The organism is Meiothermus sp. (assembly GCF_026004115.1).
Classification (GTDB): Bacteria; Deinococcota; Deinococci; order Deinococcales; family Thermaceae; genus Meiothermus.
Map to the genome: position 1 here is coordinate 2885684 of NZ_BPIM01000001.1, position 18482 is coordinate 2904165.

The window sequence follows — 18482 nt, forward strand, 5'->3', positions numbered from 1 at the left end:
GGGTTCCTTCAGTCGGGAATCACGGCGGTGGCCTCGATCTCCACCTTGGCCTGGTCTTCCATCAGGGCCCGCACCTCTACTACCGACATGGTGGGATAGTGCCGCCCCATCACCTCGCGGTAGGCGGCCCCCAGTGCGTCCAGCGAGGCCAGGTACTCCTGTTTGCTGGTGATGAACCAGGTCAGGCGAACCAGGTGCTCGGGTCTTCCGCCCGCTTGAGCGAGGGTCTCGAGGATATTTTGCAGGGCCTGGCGGGTCTGGCCCACAAAGTCGTCGGTCTCGAAGACCCCCTGTGGGTTCCAGCCAATCATACCAGCGATGAAGACCAGCCGGCCCCGCGCAGCGATGCCATTGGCGTAGCCTTTGGGTCTGGCCCAGCCGGGCGGTTGCAGGATTTGCGGGCTCTCCTGGGTGCGTTCCACAACTATCTCCCCACCCCTTGAGCCTCCTGGCGCAGCACGAAGCGCTGCAGTTTGCCGGTCTGGGTGCGTGGCAGGCTCTCGCGGAACTCGATGGCCCGGGGGTACTTGTAGGGGGCGATTTTCTGCTTCACAAAGTCCTGTAGCGCCTTAACTAGCTCGGCAGAGCCCACCACCCCAGGCCGCAGTACCACGTAGGCTTTGACAATCTGCCCGCGCTCCGGGTCAGGCACCCCCACCACCGCGCACTCGGCCACGTCGGGGTGCAGCAGGAGGGCATCCTCGACCTCGGGGCCGGCAATGTTGTAACCGGAAGAGACGATCATGTCGTCGGTGCGGGCCTGATAGACAAAGTAGCCCTCTTCGTCCAGCAAGTAGGCATCGCCGGTGATGTTCCAGCCGTACTGCACGTACCTGCGCTGGCGTTCGTCGGAGAGATAGCGGCAGCCGGTGGGGCCCTTGACCGCCAAACGTCCTATCTGGCCGGGGGGCAGGGGCTGGCCGTCGTCGTCCAGGATGCAGGCCTGGTAGCCCGGCACCGGCTTGCCGGTGGCGCCTGGTTTGGCCTCGGTCTCGGTGTGGGAGATGAAGATGTGCAGCATCTCGGTGGCCCCGATGCCGTCGATGAGCTCAATGCCTGTGGTCTCCTTCCACCGCATTCGGGTCGAGGCAGGCAGGGGCTCCCCGGCGGAGACACATTTGCGCAGCGAAGAAAGGTCGTGGTTCCCGGCCTGCGCGGCCATGGCCCGGTAAGCAGTAGGCGAGGTGGCCAACACACTGGCTTTATATTCGGCAATGGCCGGTAAAAGGAGGTCCGGGCTGGCTTTTTCTAGCAGCACCGTTGAAGCGCCAATCCGCATGGGGAAGAGCACCAGAGCGCCTAGCCCGAAGGTGAAGGCTAGGGGCGGGCTACCTATAAACACGTCGTCCGGCGAGGCCCGAAGTACGTACTTGCCAAAAGTATCGCAGATGGCCAGCACATCGCGGTGGAAGTGCATACAACCCTTGGGTTTGCCGGTGGTGCCGGAGGTGAAGGCAATCAGGCAGGTGTCGTCGCTGGCGGTCTCGAGGTTTTGGAAGCTGGGGGACTTGGCTGCCATGCGGTCTTCCAGGTTGCCGCCTTCGCCCCAGTAGAGCACCTGCTCCAGGGTGGGGCAGCCGGGTAAGGCGAGCTCGAGCTCCTCCCGTAGACGCCCGTCGCACAGAGCGTGGGAGACCTGGGCCTTGGTCACCACCTCGGTAAGCTCCTTGGCCCGCAAGAGGGGCATGGTGGTCACGGCGATGCCTCCGGCCTTCATTACCGCGAACCAGGCCGCGACCAGCATGGGGTTGTTGGGGGCCCTGAGCAGCACCCGGTTGCCGGGCACCAGGCCCATGTCCTCTACCAGCACCCGCGCGATGCGGTTGGCTTTCTCCAGCAGCTCGCCATACGTCCAAGAAAGCCCCGCTGTCCGCACGCACAAGCGCTGGGGATGCCGGGCTGCCATTTTGTCCAGCAGTTCGGTTGCACAGTTCAAGCGCTCGGGGAACTGAAGCTCCGGCAGGGTAAAAATCAGCTCGGGCCACTCCGACTTAGGCGGTAGGTTGTCCCTGGCAAAGGTGTCAATGTGGGCACTGTACCCCATCTTAGACCCCTCCTTTGGTGGGTTGTTTCTCCTTGAAGTGTTTGAGCAGCTCCCTGGCGATGATGAGGAGCTGCACCTCGCTGGCCCCTTCGTAGATGCGCAGGGCGCGGATCTCGCGGTACAGCGCCTCCACCACCTGTCCTCGGGTCACGCCCAGGCCCCCCCACATCTGCAAGGCGGCGTCTATGACTTGCTGGGCGTTCTCGGTGGCGGTGAGCTTGGCCATGGCGGCTTCCTGGGTGACCCGCTGCCCCTGGTCGCGCTGCCAGGCCGCGCGGTAGGTGAGCAGTGCGGCGGCGTCTACCTGGGTGGCCATCTGGGCCAGCCGGGCCTGGGTGAGCTGGAAGTCGGCCAGGGTCTGCCCGAACATGGCCCTGGTGGTAGCCCGCCCCAGGGCTTCGTCCAGCGCCCGGCGGGCAAAACCCAGCGCGGCGGCGGCTACCGAGGTGCGGAAGATGTCCAGGGTCTGCATGGCCATCTTGAAGCCCTGCCCTTCCTCCCCCAGGCGCTGGCTGGCCGGAACCCGGCAATCCCGGAAGCGCAGCGTGGCCAGCGGGTGGGGCGCGATGACCTCGAGGCGCTGAGCGATTTCCAAACCCGGCGTGTCTGCGTCCACCACAAAAGCACTCACGCCCTTAGAGCCCTGGCTACCCGGCGTACGGGCGAAGACCACATAGAAGTCGGCTATGCCGCCGTTGGAAATCCAGGTTTTCTGCCCGTTGAGCACGTAAGCGTCGCCCTCGAGGCGGGCCTCGGTGGTCATGGCCCCCACATCGGAGCCCGCATCCGGTTCAGAAAGGGCAAAGGCAGCGATAAATTCACCCCGGGCTACCCGGGTCAGGTAGTGGGCCTTTTGCGCGGGCGTGCCGTACAGGGTGATGGCGCCGGAGCCCAGGCCCTGCATGGCGAAGGCGAAGTCGGCCAGGCCATGGTGGTAGGCCAGGTTCTCGCGGATCAGGCAGACCGCTCGAGTATCGATGGTCTCATGTGCCCCGCCGTAATCCAGTCCCCCCACCGCATAGCGCGTCCAGCCGCCCGCACCGAGCGCCCGTACCAACTGACGACACGCGTCGTCCACTTGGTGCACGGAGTTTGCTCCGTCCCGAAGGGGATCGTCCACTTGGTGCACGGAGTTTGCTCCGTCCCGAAGGGGATCGTCCACTTGGTGCACGGAGTTTGCTCCGTCCCGAAGGGGATCGTCCACGTTGTGCGCTGGTTGAGCGGCCAGATTACGCGCTGCCCAGGTTTGCAGGTTGTGGGCCAGCGTGCGGTGCCGGGGCTCGAAAAAGGGCCAGTCGAGGTAGGCGTTATCGCGCATACAAGGTCTCCGTTGGCGCCAGTATTTGTTCAAGCCCCCACAACCCCCTAAAAAGGGGGCGGCAACCAGGTAATAACGCCGCGACGAGACTGCTCTCGCCGTTGCCCAAAGTATGCGACCCCAGATGCTTGACCCGCATCGCCTAATCCCCCTCGAACACCGGCTTTTCCTTGGCCACAAAAGCCTGATAAGCCCGCTGAAAGTCGCGGGTGGTCATGCAAAGGGCCTGGGCCTGGGCTTCGGCCTCGAGGGCCTCATCCAGGCCCATACTCCACTCCTGATGGAGCATTTTCTTGGTCATGGCATGGGCAAAGGTGGGCCCCTGGGCCAGCGAGCGGGCGAACTGCCGGGCTTCATCCAGGAGCTTTTCCGGCTCGCATAGGCGGTTGAAGAAGCCCCAGCGCTCGGCCTCCTCGCCGCCCAGGGTGCGGCCTGTGTATAGAAGCTCGGCGGCCCGGCCCAGCCCCACGATGCGGGGCAGCATGGCGCAGGCCCCCATGTCGCAGCCGGCCAGCCCCACCCGCACAAACAAAAACGCCGTCTTGCTGCGGGCGGTGCCGTAGCGGATATCGGAGGCCATGGCCAGGATGGCCCCGGCCCCTGCACACACCCCGTCCACCGCGCTCACGATGGGCTGGGGGCAGGCCCGCATGGCCTTGACCAGGTCGCCGGTCATGCGGGTAAAGGCCAGCAGGCCGGGCATGTCCATGCGGGTCAGGGGGCCGATGATCTCGTGTACGTCGCCGCCAGAGCAGAAGTTGCCCCCGGCCCCGGTGATCACCACCGCCCGCACGTCCCTGGCATGCGCCAGCGCCCGGAAGAGGTCGCGCAGCTCAGCATAGGACTCGAAGGTCAGAGGATTCTTGCGCTCGGGCCGGTTCAGGGTGATGGTGGCAACCATGCTTTCCACCGACCACCCAAAGTGCTGCGCCGGGTAGTCGGCGAGTTCTACCGAGTTTCCGGGCAGGGGGGGCTGGCCTCCCGGCTGGCCGATGTGGGGCAGACTCATGCACGGGCCTCCTTGTGGTTGAGGTATTTTTTTAGCTTGCCCAGCAGGGCGTGCAGGCTATCTTTCTCGGCTGCCGAAAGGCCGGAGAACAGCTCAATAACCCAGCCCTCGTGGACGCGGGCCATCTGGGCAAATATCTGTTGTCCTTCGGGGGTGAGTTTGACCGTGATGGAGCGGCGATCCTGTGGGTCTACCTCGCGGCGCACCAGACCCTCGGCCTCGAGCTGGTCGGTAATGCCCGTAACATTGCCGGTGGTGACCATCATGCGCCGGGAGAGCTCGCCCATCCTGAGGCCCTCGGGGTGGCGCTCGAGCTGGGCCAGCAGGTCGAAGCGGGGCAGGGTGGTCTCGAAGTTTTCGCGCAGCCGGGTGCGAATTTCGGCGGTAATCAGGTTGGTACAGGTCAGCAGGCGCAGCCACAGCTTGATGGCCTGGTGGTGGTCTTCGGCCAGGCGGGTCTCGAGGTCGGGCTTGGGACATACCATCTACATCACCTCCCCACCTGCCACCGCAATGGCCTGCCCGGTCAGGGCCGCCGAGCCCGGCAGACAAAGCCAGAGTACGGCCTGGGCCACCTCGGTGGGCTCTACCAGCCGCCCCTGGGGGTTGTGCCTGGCCAGCTCGGCCCGGGCCTCGGCGGGGGTTCGTCCGGTCTTTTGCACGATGCTCGCGATGCTGGCCTCCAGCAGCTCGGTTTCGCTGAAGCCGGGACAGACCGCGTTCACGGTGATGTTCTGGCGGGCGAGCTCGAGCGCCAGCGAGCGGGTCAGGCCCACCACCCCGTGCTTGGCCGCACAGTAGGCACTCACATACGGGTAGCCCTTGAGCCCGGCCGTGCTAGCGATGTTCACAATGCGGCCCCAGCCGGCCTCGAGCATCCCCGGTAGCGCAGCCTGTGTGCATAAAAAGGTGCCGGTCAGGTTGACCGAAAGCATCCGCTGCCACAAACCCAGGTCGATTTTGCTGAAAGGCCGGCTTTCGGCCTGCCCGGCGTTGTTGACCAGGATGTTGATGGGGCCCAACGCCTCTTGAGCCGCCCTGAAGGCCCGTTGCACCTCGTCTGGGCTCGTGACATCACAGGTTTCGATATGCACTTCGGCGTTCATTTGTTGTGCCCTAGCTTCCAGGCTGGAGCGGCTGCGCCCCATCAGCGTGAGCCGTGCGCCCGCCTGGGCCAGCTCGGCAGCAATGGCTGCTCCAATGCCACGCCCACCGCCCGTCACCACGGCGTGTTTTCCGGCTATAGCCTGCGGGTTCATCGGGCTGCCAACTCCTCGGCCTGCTCGGCTTGGGCTCGGGCCAGGTTGCGCTCGAGCTGCGCCTTGCCGGCAAGATACTGCTTGGGCCAGCCCACCTCGCGGTAGCCGAGCTTGGCGGCCTGGTTGAGCGTCCAGTGGGGGTCGGAGAGGTGGGGCCTGGCGATAGCACACAGGTCGGCCCGCCCGGCGGCGATGATAGAGTTCACGTGATCGGCCTCGAAGATGGCCCCTACCGCCATAGTGGCAATCTTGACTTCGTTGCGGATGCGGTCTGCGAAGGGGGTCTGGTACATCCGCCCGTACACCGGTCGGGCCAAGCGGGTGGTCTGGCCGGAGGACACATCTATCAGGTCGCAGCCCGCTTCCTTGAACATCCGAGCGATTTCCACGGCATCGTCGGGGGTGTTGCCGCCGGGGGCCCAGTCGTGCGCGGAGATACGCACCGACATGGGCAGGTGCTGGGGCCAGACTGCCCGCAGCGCTTTAAAGACCTCCAGGGGATAACGGCAGCGGTTCTCCAGCGAACCCCCATACTCGTCGGTGCGGCGGTTGGTGAGCGGGCAGATGAAGGCCGAAAGCAGGTAGCCGTGGGCGCAGTGCAGCTCGAGCCAGTCGAACCCTGCCTCCACCCCCCACCGGGCCGCCCGCACGAAGTCGGCCTTGACCCGCTCCATATCCTCTGGGGTCATCGCGCGGGGGGTTTGGTTGTGCGGCCCGTAAGGGATGGGGGAGGGGGCCAGAAGCGGCCAGTTGCCCTCCGGTAGCGGCTCGCTTTCATCTTCCCAGCCCACCTGCGTCGAGCCCTTGGGCCCAGCGTGCCCCAGCTGGAGCGCGATCTTGGCGTCGGTGTGCTGATGCACAAAATCCACGATGCGTTTGTAGGCCCGCATGTGGGCCTCGCTGTAGAGCCCCGCACAGCCGGGGGTAATGCGTCCGTCCGGCGACGGAGCGGTCATCTCGCTGAATACCAGGGCTGCACCCCCCAGCGCCCGCGCCCCCAGGTGTACCAGATGAAAATCGTTCACCAGCCCATCCTGGGCCGAGTACATGGCCATGGGCGAGACCACCACGCGGTTCTTAAGGCTCAGCTTGCGCAGCCGGAAGGGGGTGAACATGGGCGGGACGGGCTTTGGCGGTAGTCCCGTACGCGCGGCCAGCCAGCTCTCGTAGCCTTCCAGATAGGTTTTGTCCCGAAGCCGGAGGTTCTCGTGCGAGATGCGCTGGGAGCGGGTCAGCAGGCTGTAAGCGAACTGAGGGGCCTCGAGCCCTGTATAGCGTTCCACGTTCTCGAACCACTCGGTGGAGTTGCGGGCGGCGTTTTGAATCTTCAGCACCTCCACGCTCCGGGTGGCTTGATACTCGTGTAAAACCTGTTGCAGATGAACCGGGCTATCGCCCACCCGGGCAAAAACCCGGGCGAGCTCGATGGCGTCCTCCAGGGCCAGCTTGGTGCCGCTGCCAATCGAGAAGTGGGCGGTGTGGGCGGCATCGCCCATCAGCACCACCGGTATCTCGCGTCCGTTCAGGGTATTCCAGTGTACCCAGGTTTTGCAGACCACTCGGGGGAACTTGATCCAGATGGCCGAGCCGCGCAGGTGAGCCGCATTGGACATTAGCCTGTGGCCGCCCAGGTACCGGGCAAAAAGCTTCTCGCAGAAGGCAATGCCCTCCTCCTGGCTCATCTGCTCGAGGCCGGCTTTCTGCCACACCGCCTCCGGTGTTTCCACAATGAAAGTCGAGGTATGGGCGTCGAACTGGTAGGCGTGGGCCTGGAACCAGCCCCACTCGGTTTTCTCGAAAGCGAAGGTGAAGGCGTCGAAGCGCTGATGCGTGCCCAGCCAGACAAAGCGGCACTTGCGAACCTCGATGTCGGGCTCGAAGGTGCTTTCATACTTTTTGCGCACCCGGCTGTTGATACCGTCCGAGGCAATTACCAGGTCGGCCTGGTACTGCAGGGCTATGGCTTCATCGTCGGTGACCTCGGCCTGGAAGACCAGGTTCACGCCCAACTCGCGACAACGGTCTTGCAAGATGTTGAGCAGTTTTTTGCGACCAATCCCAATGAAGCCGTGGCCGCTGGAGCGGATAGTCTGCCCTTTGAAGTGCACCTCGATGTCGTCCCAGTGGTGAAACGCCCGGCTGATCTGGGCATAGGTAGGGAAGTCGGCCTTCTCGAGGTTGCCCAGGGTCTGGTCGGAAAAGACCACCCCCCAGCCGAAGGTGTCGTCTGGGCGGTTGCGCTCGAGCACCGTTACCTCGTGGGTGGGGTTCTGCTTCTTCATCAGCAAGGCAAAGTAGAGCCCGGCTGGCCCACCCCCGATACAGGTAATTCTCATATAGTGGCCTCGTCTGCTCTAAAACTTAGTTGTAATTTCCCGAAGCCTCTCTTCATCCCAAACTCCCAGGGCAGGTTCTGTTAATTTTGTTTAGACTTAAAATATTTAGATATGAGATAAGCGATTGAATTCCAAACAACAATTACAGCCTTTGTCGCCTTTCCGATGGTGGGGTTACTGATTACCTGACAACGGTTCACACGAATACCCAGTGCAACGGTTTTTGTTGTACTGGGTCAATTACGCCGCACGTCATGCAGAGTAATGGTGGGAACCGTGCTGAGTGGCGAAAACACAACCACCCCGCCAGAAAGCGGGATGGTTGTAGATGCTCGAACACAAATTTGGGTGAGCTTATGAGCTAGCGGCGTTGGATGAGTTTTTTGAGGGCTTGTAGTGCAGGTTCACGCTCCGGCTCGGTGGTTGTGCCAGAAACCAGCTCGAGGCTCAGGTTGATGTTGCTGGCTGGTGGCCGGATTAGGGCTACCTGGCGGTTGACCAGGTAAACCCCAAAGTAATCGCCGCTATCCACAGTCTGGTTTTGGTTAATGTCCTTCCAGCCCGCCACCGCATAAGAACCGGCCTCCAGGCCCGGGATGGTGTAGCTGCCGGTGCGGGTATCGGCGCTGAGGGTGACCCCTTTGGAGCGGTTTACATCGAATTCGCTGCCGGTCCAGAAGAGCGCAGCCATGAACACATCCTTCAAGGTGGGTAGGTTGGCAGTACCTACCGTGAGCACCAGCGCCGCATTCACAGTCTGGCTGCCAGCGCTGCCCTGCACCACCATGGGGTACTGGCCTGGCGGCACCGTAGCGTCCACGCTGAGGGCCAGGGTGGCGGTTGTGCCGGCTGAGGGGTTGGGGGTGAAGCTACCGCTTACCCCGGCGGGGGCGCCCTGCAGACTCAAATTGATCGCCCCGGTAAACCCTCCCACCCGCTCGATACCTACTACCACCTGGGCCGTACCAACGGGTGCGAGGCTAAGGCTGCTGGGGGTAGTGCTCAGGATAAAGGAGCCCACAGGTGCCCCCCCAAGGGCCTGAATGGCGGCTTGGGCATCCACCAAGCCCGCTCCACAGTCGGTGGCAGTGATGCCAGGCGGAGGGGTGGGGCGTCTGGTGTCGGTCTCGCCCTGGCACTGGGTCTGATTAAGCGGACGGGCGGTGCGCCGCAGGATGTCGAGGGCCTCGGCCCGGGTCAAGCTGGGTCGTACGCTTTTCATTAGGGCGATCAGGCCGGCCACATGGGGGGCGGCCATTGAGGTACCGTGATAAAAAACGTAGTTGAACTGGTTGTTGGGGTCGGACTTGAGCGGGCTCAGCACCCCGCCGCCGCTCTGGATACCGTTTAGGTTAATCGAGACATTCCCACCCGGTGCCATCACATCGATTCGCGTACCAAAGTTGGAGTAGGGTGCGCGGCCGCCTGAAGGTCCGGTTCCGCCTACGGTTATAACTCCGCTACAGCTGGCTGGAACAAAGTTGGCTACGTTTTGAGCGTTGTTTCCTGCTGCTGCCACGATAATCACCCCCGCTGCATTGATGCGGTTGATGACATCCTGGTATAGCGGGGTCTGGCTACAGGGCAGGGCCCCGCCTAAGCTCATATTGATGATGGCAGCTTTGTTGGGGTTGTTGGGCGCGCCATCCACCGGCAGCGCGGCTGCCCACAACATTCCGTCGGTGATGTCCACCAAGCTCCCTCCCTGCACGCCCAGCACCCGCACCGGCAGCAGCCGGGCTCCCCAACTCACCCCAGCAACGCCCAAGTTGTTGTCGCTGCGAGCCAGGATGGTACCGGCTACGTGGGTGCCGTGGTAGCTGCTCTGGGTAGGCTCTATCAGGTCGCCGGAATCCTCCGGATTGTTGTCGCGTCCATTGCCATCGCGGGCATTGTTCGGGTCGGAGATCATGTCGAAGCCGGGCAGAATACGACTTGGGTCGAAATCGGGATGTTGTAGGAGCTGACCGGTATCTATCACCGCTACCGTGACGGGGTTGGTCTGGCCACGCTCGGTATCCCAGGCCTGTGGCAGGTTGATGGCTGGGTAGTGCCATTGCTGGGCGTAGAGCGGGTCGTTGGGGGTACGGGCAGGGTAGAAACGATAGTTGGGGTGGGCGTATTCCACATCGGCCCTGGCGGCCAGGTCGGCAATGGCGTCTAGTGTACCCTGGGGATCCAGCGAGGCCCGGTAGAGCGAAACCCGTTCTATGGACAAGCTCCGCACCCGCTGCACCAGCGCCCCTCCTGCGGATAACGTTTGCACACTTTGCAGACCAACGCCGGCCTTGAACTTGACGATAATATCGCCGGGCACAAAATCCTGATTGGCGGTCGGGGCCGTGCCGGTTCCGATGCTGACCGTGCCCGAGATATTGCCGCCACTTCCACCGCCTCCACCCCCGCTCAGCACGCTGAGCCGGAAGCTGGCGGTATTGCTGGCTCCGCCGCTAGTGCCGCGCACTACCGCATCGTAGGTGCCGGTGGCTACCCCGCTGCTGGCCAGGATGGTGAGCTGGCTGGTGGGGTTGCCGCTGCTAAGGGTGGGGGGATTGAAGCTGCCCGATATGCCTTGGGGCACCCCCTCGAGGCTCAGGGTTACGGTGTTGGAGGCTCCTGGCGAAAAACTGGCTGAAACCGTGACGGTGGTGAAGCTGCCCAGAGTTACGCTGGTGCCAGGCACCGAAAGGCTAAAGTTGGGGCTGCTGTCGCCGCAAGCGGCCAGCAGTACAAGAAACCAAAATATCCACCGAGGCATAACATCTCCTGAATGATGGCCAGCTCGATTGGGCATGGAGGCAGTGCCCGCTGAGCTGGCCCGAAGGATTCTTTACTGCTGGTTGTAGGTGGCGGGAACCGTGAACTGGGTGGGGGCGTTGGGTCGGGTTACGGTAAAGGTGAAGCGGTACTGGCCGCTGATCTTGAGGTAGCAGGTATTGGGAGGCTGCAAGGCCAACCGCTCACTGGGGATGGTGAGGACTCCGCCTAGATTGACGTCGAAGTTGCCAAAAGAAGGCCCGATGGCGTGGGTGATATTGACGCTCAGAAGCTGAAGATTCTCACTGGGTGCGGCCAGGAACTGTAGGCAGGGCCTTATCTGGCCGCCGAAGTTGCCGGTGGTCTCGAGAGCGAAAATGGTGATGGTGGGGTTGTTGGGGGGCGGTGGGGGTGGGGGGGTGCTGCTACCGCCACAAGCGCTCAGGACTGCTAGACTGAGAACAAGACCGACGGTTCTGATGAAAGCCTTCATATCTCCTCCTTGATCGTTTGAAACTGCATTCTTGGCTTAGAAATAAATGTTTGCCCCGACCCGCAGTTCTACCGTGGTGCCGCTGATCGGGAGCGAAACTGCTGATCCACCTGATGTCCCACTGACGGTGCCGATCACGAAACCGGGACGGGCCTCGGCGAACAGCGCGAACTGGCGGTTGAGCAGGTATTCGACCCCAAGGATTCCATCGGCCCCAAACACCAGCCCCGAGACCGAGGCCCCCTGTACAAAGCCGCTGAGGAAACCCAGCCCGACCCCCGCCCCGATATAGGGGTTGATGGGAGAGTTGGGCGTAGTGATCAGATATAGACCATCCACCCCAAAGCCGAATCCGGTTAATCCTCCCCCTGAGCTGAAAGCCAGGCTGCCCCTGGCTCCAAAGGCTGGGGTGAAGTTGGCCCCGAACTGAACCCCGAAGGTAGCGGTGCTGTCGTTGAGCGCAAAAGCGAAAGTTCCGCCCAGGTAGGGGCGCTGGGCAAGGCTTTGAGCAAGGAGACCGAAGACGATCAAGACTAGGGGCAACAAGATTTTTTTCATACCAATATTCCTCGGGCCCGGGCCTGAAGTGACGTTGAGGTGGTTGTCTGGAGGGTTTTACTCGGGCTTGGACGGTGCCAGGCGAAACCGCTCCATCCAGCGCAGGGCAGCCTCGAGGCTATCGGTCTGGGCCTCCTGACCACTTTGCACATGACGCACCTGATAGCGCCCACTGCCATCTGGGAGCAGCCAACAGCGAACCAAGAAAGTGGTTCGCTGCTTGGGCAGGCGTTTGGTTTTGTCCATAGCGCGCTCCTCATCAGGCTCATGTTGCACATCATCTCCAGGGACACTTATCGGTCACTTACTTGCACTTACTACCTTGCTAAGATGAACTTAGATGTCTTCTCAGCCGCAGTTGCGCATTGGGCTGCTGGGCTCCTTTCGTTTGAGCCTGGACGACCAGATTGTGCCCATCCAGGCCCAGCGTAGGAAGAAAGCCAATGATGTCATCAAGTTGCTGGCCCTCCAGCCTGGGTTACGTCTTCACCAAGACCAGGTGCTGGACGCACTTTGGCCCGACCTTGATGAGAAGTCGGGCATGAACAACCTGCATCAGAATCTCTACCATGCCCGCCGCATGCTCGAGCCCGGGCTTTCCAAGGGAGTCAGGTCGCGCTTCCTGACCCTCGAGCACGAGGTTCTGGTGCTGTATGCGGGCCCTGTAGAGGTGGATTATCAGGAGTTTCTGAGGTTACAGGCCCAGGCCCGCAGACAGGGCGATGTGGCCCTCTACGAGGCGGCGGTGGGGCTTTACCGGGGTGATCTGCTGCCGCAAGACATTTACGAGGATTGGACGGAGCCGCAGCGTGACGAGGCTCGCTCGCTGTATCTGGCGGCCCTGCTCGAGCTGGCCCAACTACTGGAACAGCGGGGCGATCTGGCCCAGGCCTGCCGCTTCCTGGAGCAGGCCATTGCCAAAGAACCCACCACCGAGGCCGCTCATCTGGCCTTGATACAGATCTACGCACGCACGGGGCAACAGATGGAGGCCATCAGGCAGTTTCAGGCCCTGCGCGAAGCCTTAGTGCGCGAATTGGGTGAAGAGCCCGATGAGCGTACCCGGGCCGTGTATGAACAGGTTTTGCAGCAATTGCCGAGCCCGCCCGAGCTGTCATTACCTGCCGGGCCTGCGCGAGCTCAAGGATGGGTGCCGGTACCGTTATCCCCCTTAATTGGCCGCGAAGCGGCACTGGAAGAAACCCTTCAGTTGCTATCCACCACCCGCTGCTTGACGCTAACAGGAGCAGCCGGCTCGGGGAAAACCCGCCTAGCCCAGGAACTGGCCACCAGAGTCCAGGGCCGGTATACGGGCGGGGTCTGGTGGGTGGAACTCGTAGCCATGAGCGAGGACCAGATGATACTGCCAGCCATCGCCCAGACACTGGGCGTGCACGCCACCTCCCAAACCCCCTTAAAGGGTATTCTTGAGAGGCTGCGGGGTCATAAAACCTTGCTGATACTGGATAACTGCGAACATTTGATTGACGGCTGTGCCGAGACTGCCATTCAGCTGCTAAAGTCGTTGCCAGAGTTGCATTTGCTAGCCACCAGCCGCGAAGCACTGGGGATCGTGGGGGAGATCGCCTGGGTAGTGGCTCCCCTGGAAGTTCCTGATCCCAAAGATGATCTCAACCTCGAGAATCTCAATCGCTTTGAAGCGGTGCAGTTTTTAGTCGAGCGTATTCGACAGTACCGACCTAACTACCGACTAAACGCACAGAATGCGATTCACATAGCACAAATCTGCCGTCGTCTGGAAGGCTTACCGCTGGCTCTGGAATTGGCGGCAACCTGGGTGGGGGTGCTATCCCTGGAACAGATTGTTGCCCGCCTGGACAACAGTCTGCGTCTGCTTACGCGGGGCCAGCGGGGTGGAGAGCGCCACCACCAGACCCTGGAAGCGGCTTTGCAATGGAGTTACGACTTGCTCCAGGAGCCCGAAAAAAATTTATTTGTGCGGCTTGCAGTGTGCGTGGGGAGTTGGTCGCTCGAGGCCGCCGAAATGCTGTGCGCTGATCAAAATTTTGAGGTGGGAGAACTGGCTGAGCGTCACGCCCGGTTGGTGCGTACCTCGATGGTGCTGGCGCTGGAGGAGGGTTCTCAATTGCGCTTTCGCATGCTCGAGCCGGTACGTCAGTTCGCTCTGGCCCAGCTCGAGACCCAGGGGCTGACCCAGGCAACCCGAAAACTACTACTGGAATGGTATCTGGCCGAGGCAACCCGGATTGCCCCCAAGCTCACGGGTGCAGACCAGGCCCAGTGGTATAGCTACCTTTCCGCAGAGTACGAAAACCTCCAGGCTGTTTTATGGTGGAGCCAGCGTGCAGAGATCGAGCTGGGCTTACAGCTCGCAGCGCGTTTGTGGCGTTTCTGGCAGGTAAAGGGCCACGCCCAGGAGATACTGATCTGGTTCGAGCAGACCTTGCCCAAAGCCCCTCTGGTGCCCCCGGCTATTCTGGCCGAGGCCTACAACGCTGCAGGTATCATGGCGCGAACCTGTGGTCGGTATGCCCTGTCATTCGACTACCTGGAGCAGGCCCTGGCCACCCGAAGGGCCCTCGGTGATCGGCGGGGGGAGGCCATCACGCTGAACAATTTGGCTGTGAGCGCTCGAGACCAGGCAGACTACCCCAGGGTTGAATACTATGCACGCCTGAGTCTGGCCATCGCTCAAGAAATTGGCGACAGAAACCTCGAGGCCTTGGGTTTAATGAACTTGGGGGTGGTGCTTCGTGGGCAGTCTCAAAATGAAGCTGCTAAAGCCCACTTTCAGCTTAGCTTGGCCATTTTCAGCGAGTTGGGTGAAAAGCGATCAGTAGCCGCACTCCATAACTATCTAGGTAACCTGGCCCAAGAACAGGGCTACTGGCAAGAAGCCCGCCAGCTCTACCAGCAAAGCCTCGAGCTCAATCAGGAATTAGGAGATTTCTGGGGTCTGGGTATCTCTACCCACAATCTGGCTAATCTTTGGTGTGAGCAGCAAGAATATACCAGGGCCTGGGAAATGCTTCTGCAAAGCCTAACTCATTACCGTCGTGCCGGAGTACGACATGGCCTAAATGAGTGCTTTGAAACCCTGGCCAGGATTGCCTATAAGCGGGGCAGCCCAGAGCAAGCAGCCTGGGCCCTTGGGGTACTGGATGAGCTCGAGGCATCCATGGGCCTGGCCGTGTCGCCGGAGCTGCTAGGACTGCGTGAGCAACTGGTGGAGGAACTGGTTCAAAGCATGGACCGGCATACCTTTATGGAGGCTTACCAAAAAGGCCGCAGCGTCTCACTCGAGCAAGCCTATGAAGAAATTCTTGCAGGGTTTTCAGAAGTGAGCAATTGAGCTTGCTAGAGTGATATTTGCTTCCAGACCTTCTCCGGCGTGAGGGGCATATCCAGGTGGGCAAGGCCCAGCGCATCCAGCACTGCGTTCACCACCGCCGGGGTGGCCGCGATGGCCCCGGCTTCGCCCACACCTTTTACACCCAGGGGGTTGGTGGGAGAGGGGGTTTGATGGCGGTGGGGTTCCATCCAGGGAATCTGGTCGGCCCTGGGCAGGGCGTACTCCAGGAGGCTCGCGGTCAGGTTTTGTCCTTCAGCGTCGTAGCGCATGCCCTCGTATAGGGCCTGCCCGATGCCCTGGGCAATGCCCCCGTGCTGCTGGCCCTCGAAGAGCAGGGGGTTGACCACCAACCCGCAGTCGTCTACGGCAATGTAGCGGAGAATGCTTATCTGGCCGGTCTCGGGGTCTACCTCGACCATGGCCAGGTGGGCCCCAAAGGGGTAGTTGGCGTCCTTCAGGGCAAAGCTAGCGTGTCCCTCGAGCCCTGGCTCCAGGCCCGGTGGCAGCTTGCGGGGGTTGAAGGCTGTTGCGATCACCTGCTCCAGGCTCACCGATTGGTCGGTGCCGCGCACCCCCCAGCCCTGCTCGAGCAGGTCTATATCCTCTGGGGCGGCCTCCAGCAGATGCGCGGCGATTCTTTGCACCTTGGCCCGCACCTCGTCGGCGGCTTTGAGCACCGCCGAACCCCCGACCGAGAGCGTGCGGCTGCCCGCCGTACCCATGCCATAGGGAATAGCCAGGGTATCGCCCTGCACTACGCTGATGCGGTCAGGTGAGAGGCCCAGCCGCTCGGCCACAATCTGCACAAAGGCGTTCTGGGTGCCCTGGCCGTGGGGGGAGGTGCCGGTAAAAATCACAGCGCTGCCGTCGGGGTTGATGCGTACCCCGCCGGTATCCCAGCCGTAGCCGGTGATCTCCACATAGCTGCACAATCCGATACCGACCAGCCGCCCCTGGCTGCGGGCCTGGGCTTGCTCGGCGCGCAGCACCTGGTAGCGGCTTACCTCGAGCAGCTTCTGCAAGACCTCGGCATAGGCCCCCGAGTCGTATTTCGCGCCGGTGCGGGTTTTGTAGGGGAAGGGGCCCTGGATGAAGTTTCTGCGGCGGATCTCCGCCGGGTCGAGGCCCAGCTCCCGTGCGCCCATATCCATCAGGCGTTCCAGGTAATAGGTGGCCTCCGGGCGCCCCGCCCCCCGGTAGGCCCCAGTAGGGGTGGCGTTGGTGTAAACGCCCAGCATTTCCAGTTCCACCGTCGGGATTTCATAGGGGCCTTGTAGCATCAGGATGGTGCCGGGGACGTTGCCCAGGGTGGTCTCGAGGGCATAGGCGCCCAAATCGGCCACTACGCGCCCGCGCAAGCCCAGAATTTTTCCGTCGGCGTCAAAGGCCATCTCGAGCTCGGCCACCTGGGCCCGCCCGTGGATGGTGGCACTGAAGCTTTCGCCGCGCCCTTCCACCCAGCGCACACTTTTGCCCAGGTTTTTGGCCAGGTATGCCACCAGAATTTCCTCGGGATACACGTTAATCTTGGCCCCAAAGGCCCCGCCCACATCGGGGGTAATTACCCGCACCTGGTTCTCGGCCAGCCCCAGCTTTTCCGCCACCGCACTGCGCAGGTCGTGGGGCATCTGGGTGCTCGACCAAACCGTAAGAACCTCGCGAATGCCGTCCCAACTGGCCAGAATGCCCCTGGGTTCCATCGGGGCCGGTGCCACCCGCTGCTGCAACAGCTGAGCCCGCACCACCTTGTGGGCCTTCTGGAAAGCCTCGGCGGAATCTCCTGAGCGGGTGGTGCGCTGTAGAGCAATGTTGGTTTGTAACTCGGGATGCAGGGGGTCGGCGTACAGGGCCTGCAATGGAACCGGATGGGCCGGTAGGGGGTCGTAGTCAACATAGATTTGTAGAGCAGCGTCCTCGGCTGCAGCCAGCGAGGTGGCTACAATAGCCGCTACGGGCTCGCCCACATAGCGAACCGTATCCCTTGCCAAAACTGGGTGTGGGGCTACCTTGCTGTCACGTGCTCCTGAGGCCGGGGCAAATATGTGTGGAAGGTCTTTTGAAGTGTAAATGGCAACTACACCCGGTATTTGCAGGGCCTCGGAGGGGTCTATCTGGCCCAAGCGGGCATGGGCGTAGGGGCTTCGCACCAGCACCACATGGAGCAGATTTTGGGTGGTTAAGTCGGCGAGGTATTGTCCCTGACCTTGGATTAGCTTGCCGTCCTCGAGGCGCTTCATGGGTTGGCCAATATAGCGGTTCGACATGCTGCTATGTTACCCACTACATGGGGAGCAATGGGAATCTGCCTTACTCGGGATGCGGCGGGGCGGTTTAGAGCCCAGAGCGGGCCTACCGGCTTTAGACCTGGGCCCCCGAGACCAGCCTATGCAAAACCTGTCCAGGGTTGCTTGTAAGCTCAGGAAGGATGCGTATGCTAGGGGAACCATGCCCACGCATACCTTCGAGCCCACCCACTACCATCACACCCTCGGCTCCCACCCACCGGCGCTCAAAATCGCCCCTGGCGATACGGTAATTACCACCTGTGTAGATGCTGGTGGTCTGGATCGGTATTTGCATCAGGTTACCCCCAGAGGCAATCCCATGACCGGGCCTTTTTTTGTCGAAGGGGCACAGGTAGGCGATACGCTGGCGGTCAGGCTGGAAAAACTCAGGCCCAACCGTACCAGCGGCTGGTCGGGGGTGGTGCTGGCTTCCAATGTGGTCGACCCGGACGATGTGCCCGTACTGGCCCAGGCCAGAGGCTCGCAGCGCTGGCTGGACTGGGAGATTGATTTGCAAGCCAATACGGCTCACCTCTGTTCGCCTGCTGGGCCGCTAGAGGGTCTCGAGCTGCCCCTGGAACCCATGCTGGGCTGCTTTGGGGTGGCTCCGGGACGCGGTGAGGCCATCTCCACCGCCACCTCGGGGCCACACGGCGGTAACATGGACTACCGGGGTTTTAAGGAAGGCGTCACGGTCTATTTTCCGGTGCTGGTCGAGGGCGCGTTGTTTTTCCTGGGGGATGGACATGCCTTGCAAGGCGATGGCGAAATAGCCGGCACCGGCATCGAAATCTCCATGGATGTGCAGTTTTCAGTAGACCTCATCAAAGGCCAGGCCATCCGATGGCCCAGGGGAGAGAACGCAGAATACATTTTCACCGTAGGCAACGCCCGGCCCCTCGATCAGTGTGTACAGCACGCCACCAGTGAGATGCTGCGCTGGCTTACTGTGCAATACAAGCTAGATATTCAAAGTGCTTCGCAACTGCTGGGCCAGTGTGTGCGCTACGACCTGGGCAACATCTTCGATCCGGCCTATACCATGGTTTGCAAGATGCCCAAAAAGGTGCTGGAGCGCCTTTAAGGAAG

14 protein-coding genes are annotated in these 18482 nt (G+C 61.9%); 2 read left to right on the forward strand and 12 right to left on the reverse strand.

The features are described from left to right. Positions 1 to 8: 8 nt before the first annotated feature. From Q0X23_RS13995 to Q0X23_RS14045, 11 genes are all read right to left on the reverse strand, one after another. Complete coding sequence (locus tag Q0X23_RS13995; protein WP_297860848.1) at positions 9 to 422, reverse strand: RidA family protein; 414 nt, start codon at positions 420 to 422, stop codon at positions 9 to 11. A 2-nt stretch (positions 423 to 424) separates the two neighbouring features. Next, entirely contained in the window at positions 425 to 2044 is a 1620-nt protein-coding gene (locus Q0X23_RS14000; RefSeq protein WP_297860849.1) for an AMP-binding protein, read from the reverse strand. 1 nt (position 2045) lies between these two features. After that, positions 2046 to 3362, reverse strand: a complete 1317-nt coding sequence (locus tag Q0X23_RS14005) for an acyl-CoA dehydrogenase family protein (RefSeq protein WP_297860850.1) — start codon at positions 3360 to 3362, stop codon at positions 2046 to 2048. Between the two features lie 142 nt (positions 3363 to 3504). Then, on the reverse strand, positions 3505 to 4371 hold the full coding sequence (locus tag Q0X23_RS14010) for an enoyl-CoA hydratase family protein (protein ID WP_297860851.1): 867 nt from the start codon (positions 4369 to 4371) through the stop codon (positions 3505 to 3507). Further along, a complete protein-coding gene (locus Q0X23_RS14015) occupies positions 4368 to 4856 on the reverse strand; it encodes a MarR family winged helix-turn-helix transcriptional regulator (protein WP_297860852.1) in 489 nt (162 codons plus the stop codon). Before Q0X23_RS14015 ends, Q0X23_RS14010 begins: the two co-directional genes overlap by 4 nt. Continuing rightward, positions 4857 to 5630: an SDR family NAD(P)-dependent oxidoreductase gene (locus tag Q0X23_RS14020; protein WP_297860853.1), complete on the reverse strand. Its 774-nt coding sequence runs from the start codon at positions 5628 to 5630 to the stop codon at positions 4857 to 4859. After that, positions 5627 to 7966, reverse strand: coding sequence for a bifunctional salicylyl-CoA 5-hydroxylase/oxidoreductase (locus tag Q0X23_RS14025; protein WP_297860854.1), 2340 nt, complete (start codon positions 7964 to 7966; stop codon positions 5627 to 5629). Before Q0X23_RS14025 ends, Q0X23_RS14020 begins: the two co-directional genes overlap by 4 nt. Positions 7967 to 8327: 361 nt before the next feature. Next, positions 8328 to 10724, reverse strand: coding sequence for a S8 family serine peptidase (locus tag Q0X23_RS14030; protein ID WP_297860855.1), 2397 nt, complete (start codon positions 10722 to 10724; stop codon positions 8328 to 8330). Between the two features lie 72 nt (positions 10725 to 10796). Continuing rightward, entirely contained in the window at positions 10797 to 11216 is a 420-nt protein-coding gene (locus tag Q0X23_RS14035) for a hypothetical protein (protein ID WP_297860856.1), read from the reverse strand. A 36-nt stretch (positions 11217 to 11252) separates the two neighbouring features. Next, positions 11253 to 11774 carry an outer membrane beta-barrel protein gene (locus Q0X23_RS14040; protein WP_297860857.1) on the reverse strand — a complete coding sequence of 174 codons (522 nt, stop codon included), beginning with the start codon at positions 11772 to 11774 and terminating at the stop codon, positions 11253 to 11255. A 57-nt stretch (positions 11775 to 11831) separates the two neighbouring features. Continuing rightward, a complete protein-coding gene (locus tag Q0X23_RS14045; protein ID WP_297860858.1) occupies positions 11832 to 12020 on the reverse strand; it encodes a hypothetical protein in 189 nt (62 codons plus the stop codon). A 94-nt stretch (positions 12021 to 12114) separates the two neighbouring features. On the opposite strand from Q0X23_RS14045, the gene Q0X23_RS14050 reads away from it, so the two are divergent. Beyond that, a complete protein-coding gene (locus Q0X23_RS14050; RefSeq protein WP_297860859.1) occupies positions 12115 to 15108 on the forward strand; it encodes a tetratricopeptide repeat protein in 2994 nt (997 codons plus the stop codon). A gap of 5 nt (positions 15109 to 15113) precedes the next feature. On the opposite strand, the gene Q0X23_RS14055 is transcribed toward Q0X23_RS14050, so the two are convergent. After that, positions 15114 to 17372, reverse strand: coding sequence for a xanthine dehydrogenase family protein molybdopterin-binding subunit (locus Q0X23_RS14055; RefSeq protein WP_297860860.1), 2259 nt, complete (start codon positions 17370 to 17372; stop codon positions 15114 to 15116). Positions 17373 to 17553: 181 nt separating this feature from the next. On the opposite strand from Q0X23_RS14055, the gene Q0X23_RS14060 reads away from it, so the two are divergent. Then, on the forward strand, positions 17554 to 18477 hold the full coding sequence (locus tag Q0X23_RS14060; protein WP_297860861.1) for an acetamidase/formamidase family protein: 924 nt from the start codon (positions 17554 to 17556) through the stop codon (positions 18475 to 18477). Positions 18478 to 18482: the final 5 nt, after the last annotated feature.

What these genes read in the sequence shown, in the direction of transcription:
- Q0X23_RS14000 (WP_297860849.1), bottom strand. Translation starts at nt 2,044, where the DNA reads ATGGGGTACAGTGCCCACATTGACACCTTTGCCAGGGACAACCTACCG.
- Q0X23_RS14005 (WP_297860850.1), bottom strand. Translation starts at nt 3,362, where the DNA reads ATGCGCGATAACGCCTACCTCGACTGGCCCTTTTTCGAGCCCCGGCAC.
- Q0X23_RS14010 (WP_297860851.1), bottom strand. Translation starts at nt 4,371, where the DNA reads ATGAGTCTGCCCCACATCGGCCAGCCGGGAGGCCAGCCCCCCCTGCCC.
- Q0X23_RS14015 (WP_297860852.1), bottom strand. Translation starts at nt 4,856, where the DNA reads ATGGTATGTCCCAAGCCCGACCTCGAGACCCGCCTGGCCGAAGACCAC.
- Q0X23_RS14020 (WP_297860853.1), bottom strand. Translation starts at nt 5,630, where the DNA reads ATGAACCCGCAGGCTATAGCCGGAAAACACGCCGTGGTGACGGGCGGT.
- Q0X23_RS14025 (WP_297860854.1), bottom strand. Translation starts at nt 7,966, where the DNA reads ATGAGAATTACCTGTATCGGGGGTGGGCCAGCCGGGCTCTACTTTGCC.
- Q0X23_RS14030 (WP_297860855.1), bottom strand. Translation starts at nt 10,724, where the DNA reads ATGCCTCGGTGGATATTTTGGTTTCTTGTACTGCTGGCCGCTTGCGGC.
- Q0X23_RS14035 (WP_297860856.1), bottom strand. Translation starts at nt 11,216, where the DNA reads ATGAAGGCTTTCATCAGAACCGTCGGTCTTGTTCTCAGTCTAGCAGTC.
- Q0X23_RS14040 (WP_297860857.1), bottom strand. Translation starts at nt 11,774, where the DNA reads ATGAAAAAAATCTTGTTGCCCCTAGTCTTGATCGTCTTCGGTCTCCTT.
- Q0X23_RS14045 (WP_297860858.1), bottom strand. Translation starts at nt 12,020, where the DNA reads ATGGACAAAACCAAACGCCTGCCCAAGCAGCGAACCACTTTCTTGGTT.
- Q0X23_RS14050 (WP_297860859.1), top strand. Translation starts at nt 12,115, where the DNA reads ATGTCTTCTCAGCCGCAGTTGCGCATTGGGCTGCTGGGCTCCTTTCGT.
- Q0X23_RS14055 (WP_297860860.1), bottom strand. Translation starts at nt 17,372, where the DNA reads ATGTCGAACCGCTATATTGGCCAACCCATGAAGCGCCTCGAGGACGGC.
- Q0X23_RS14060 (WP_297860861.1), top strand. Translation starts at nt 17,554, where the DNA reads ATGCCCACGCATACCTTCGAGCCCACCCACTACCATCACACCCTCGGC.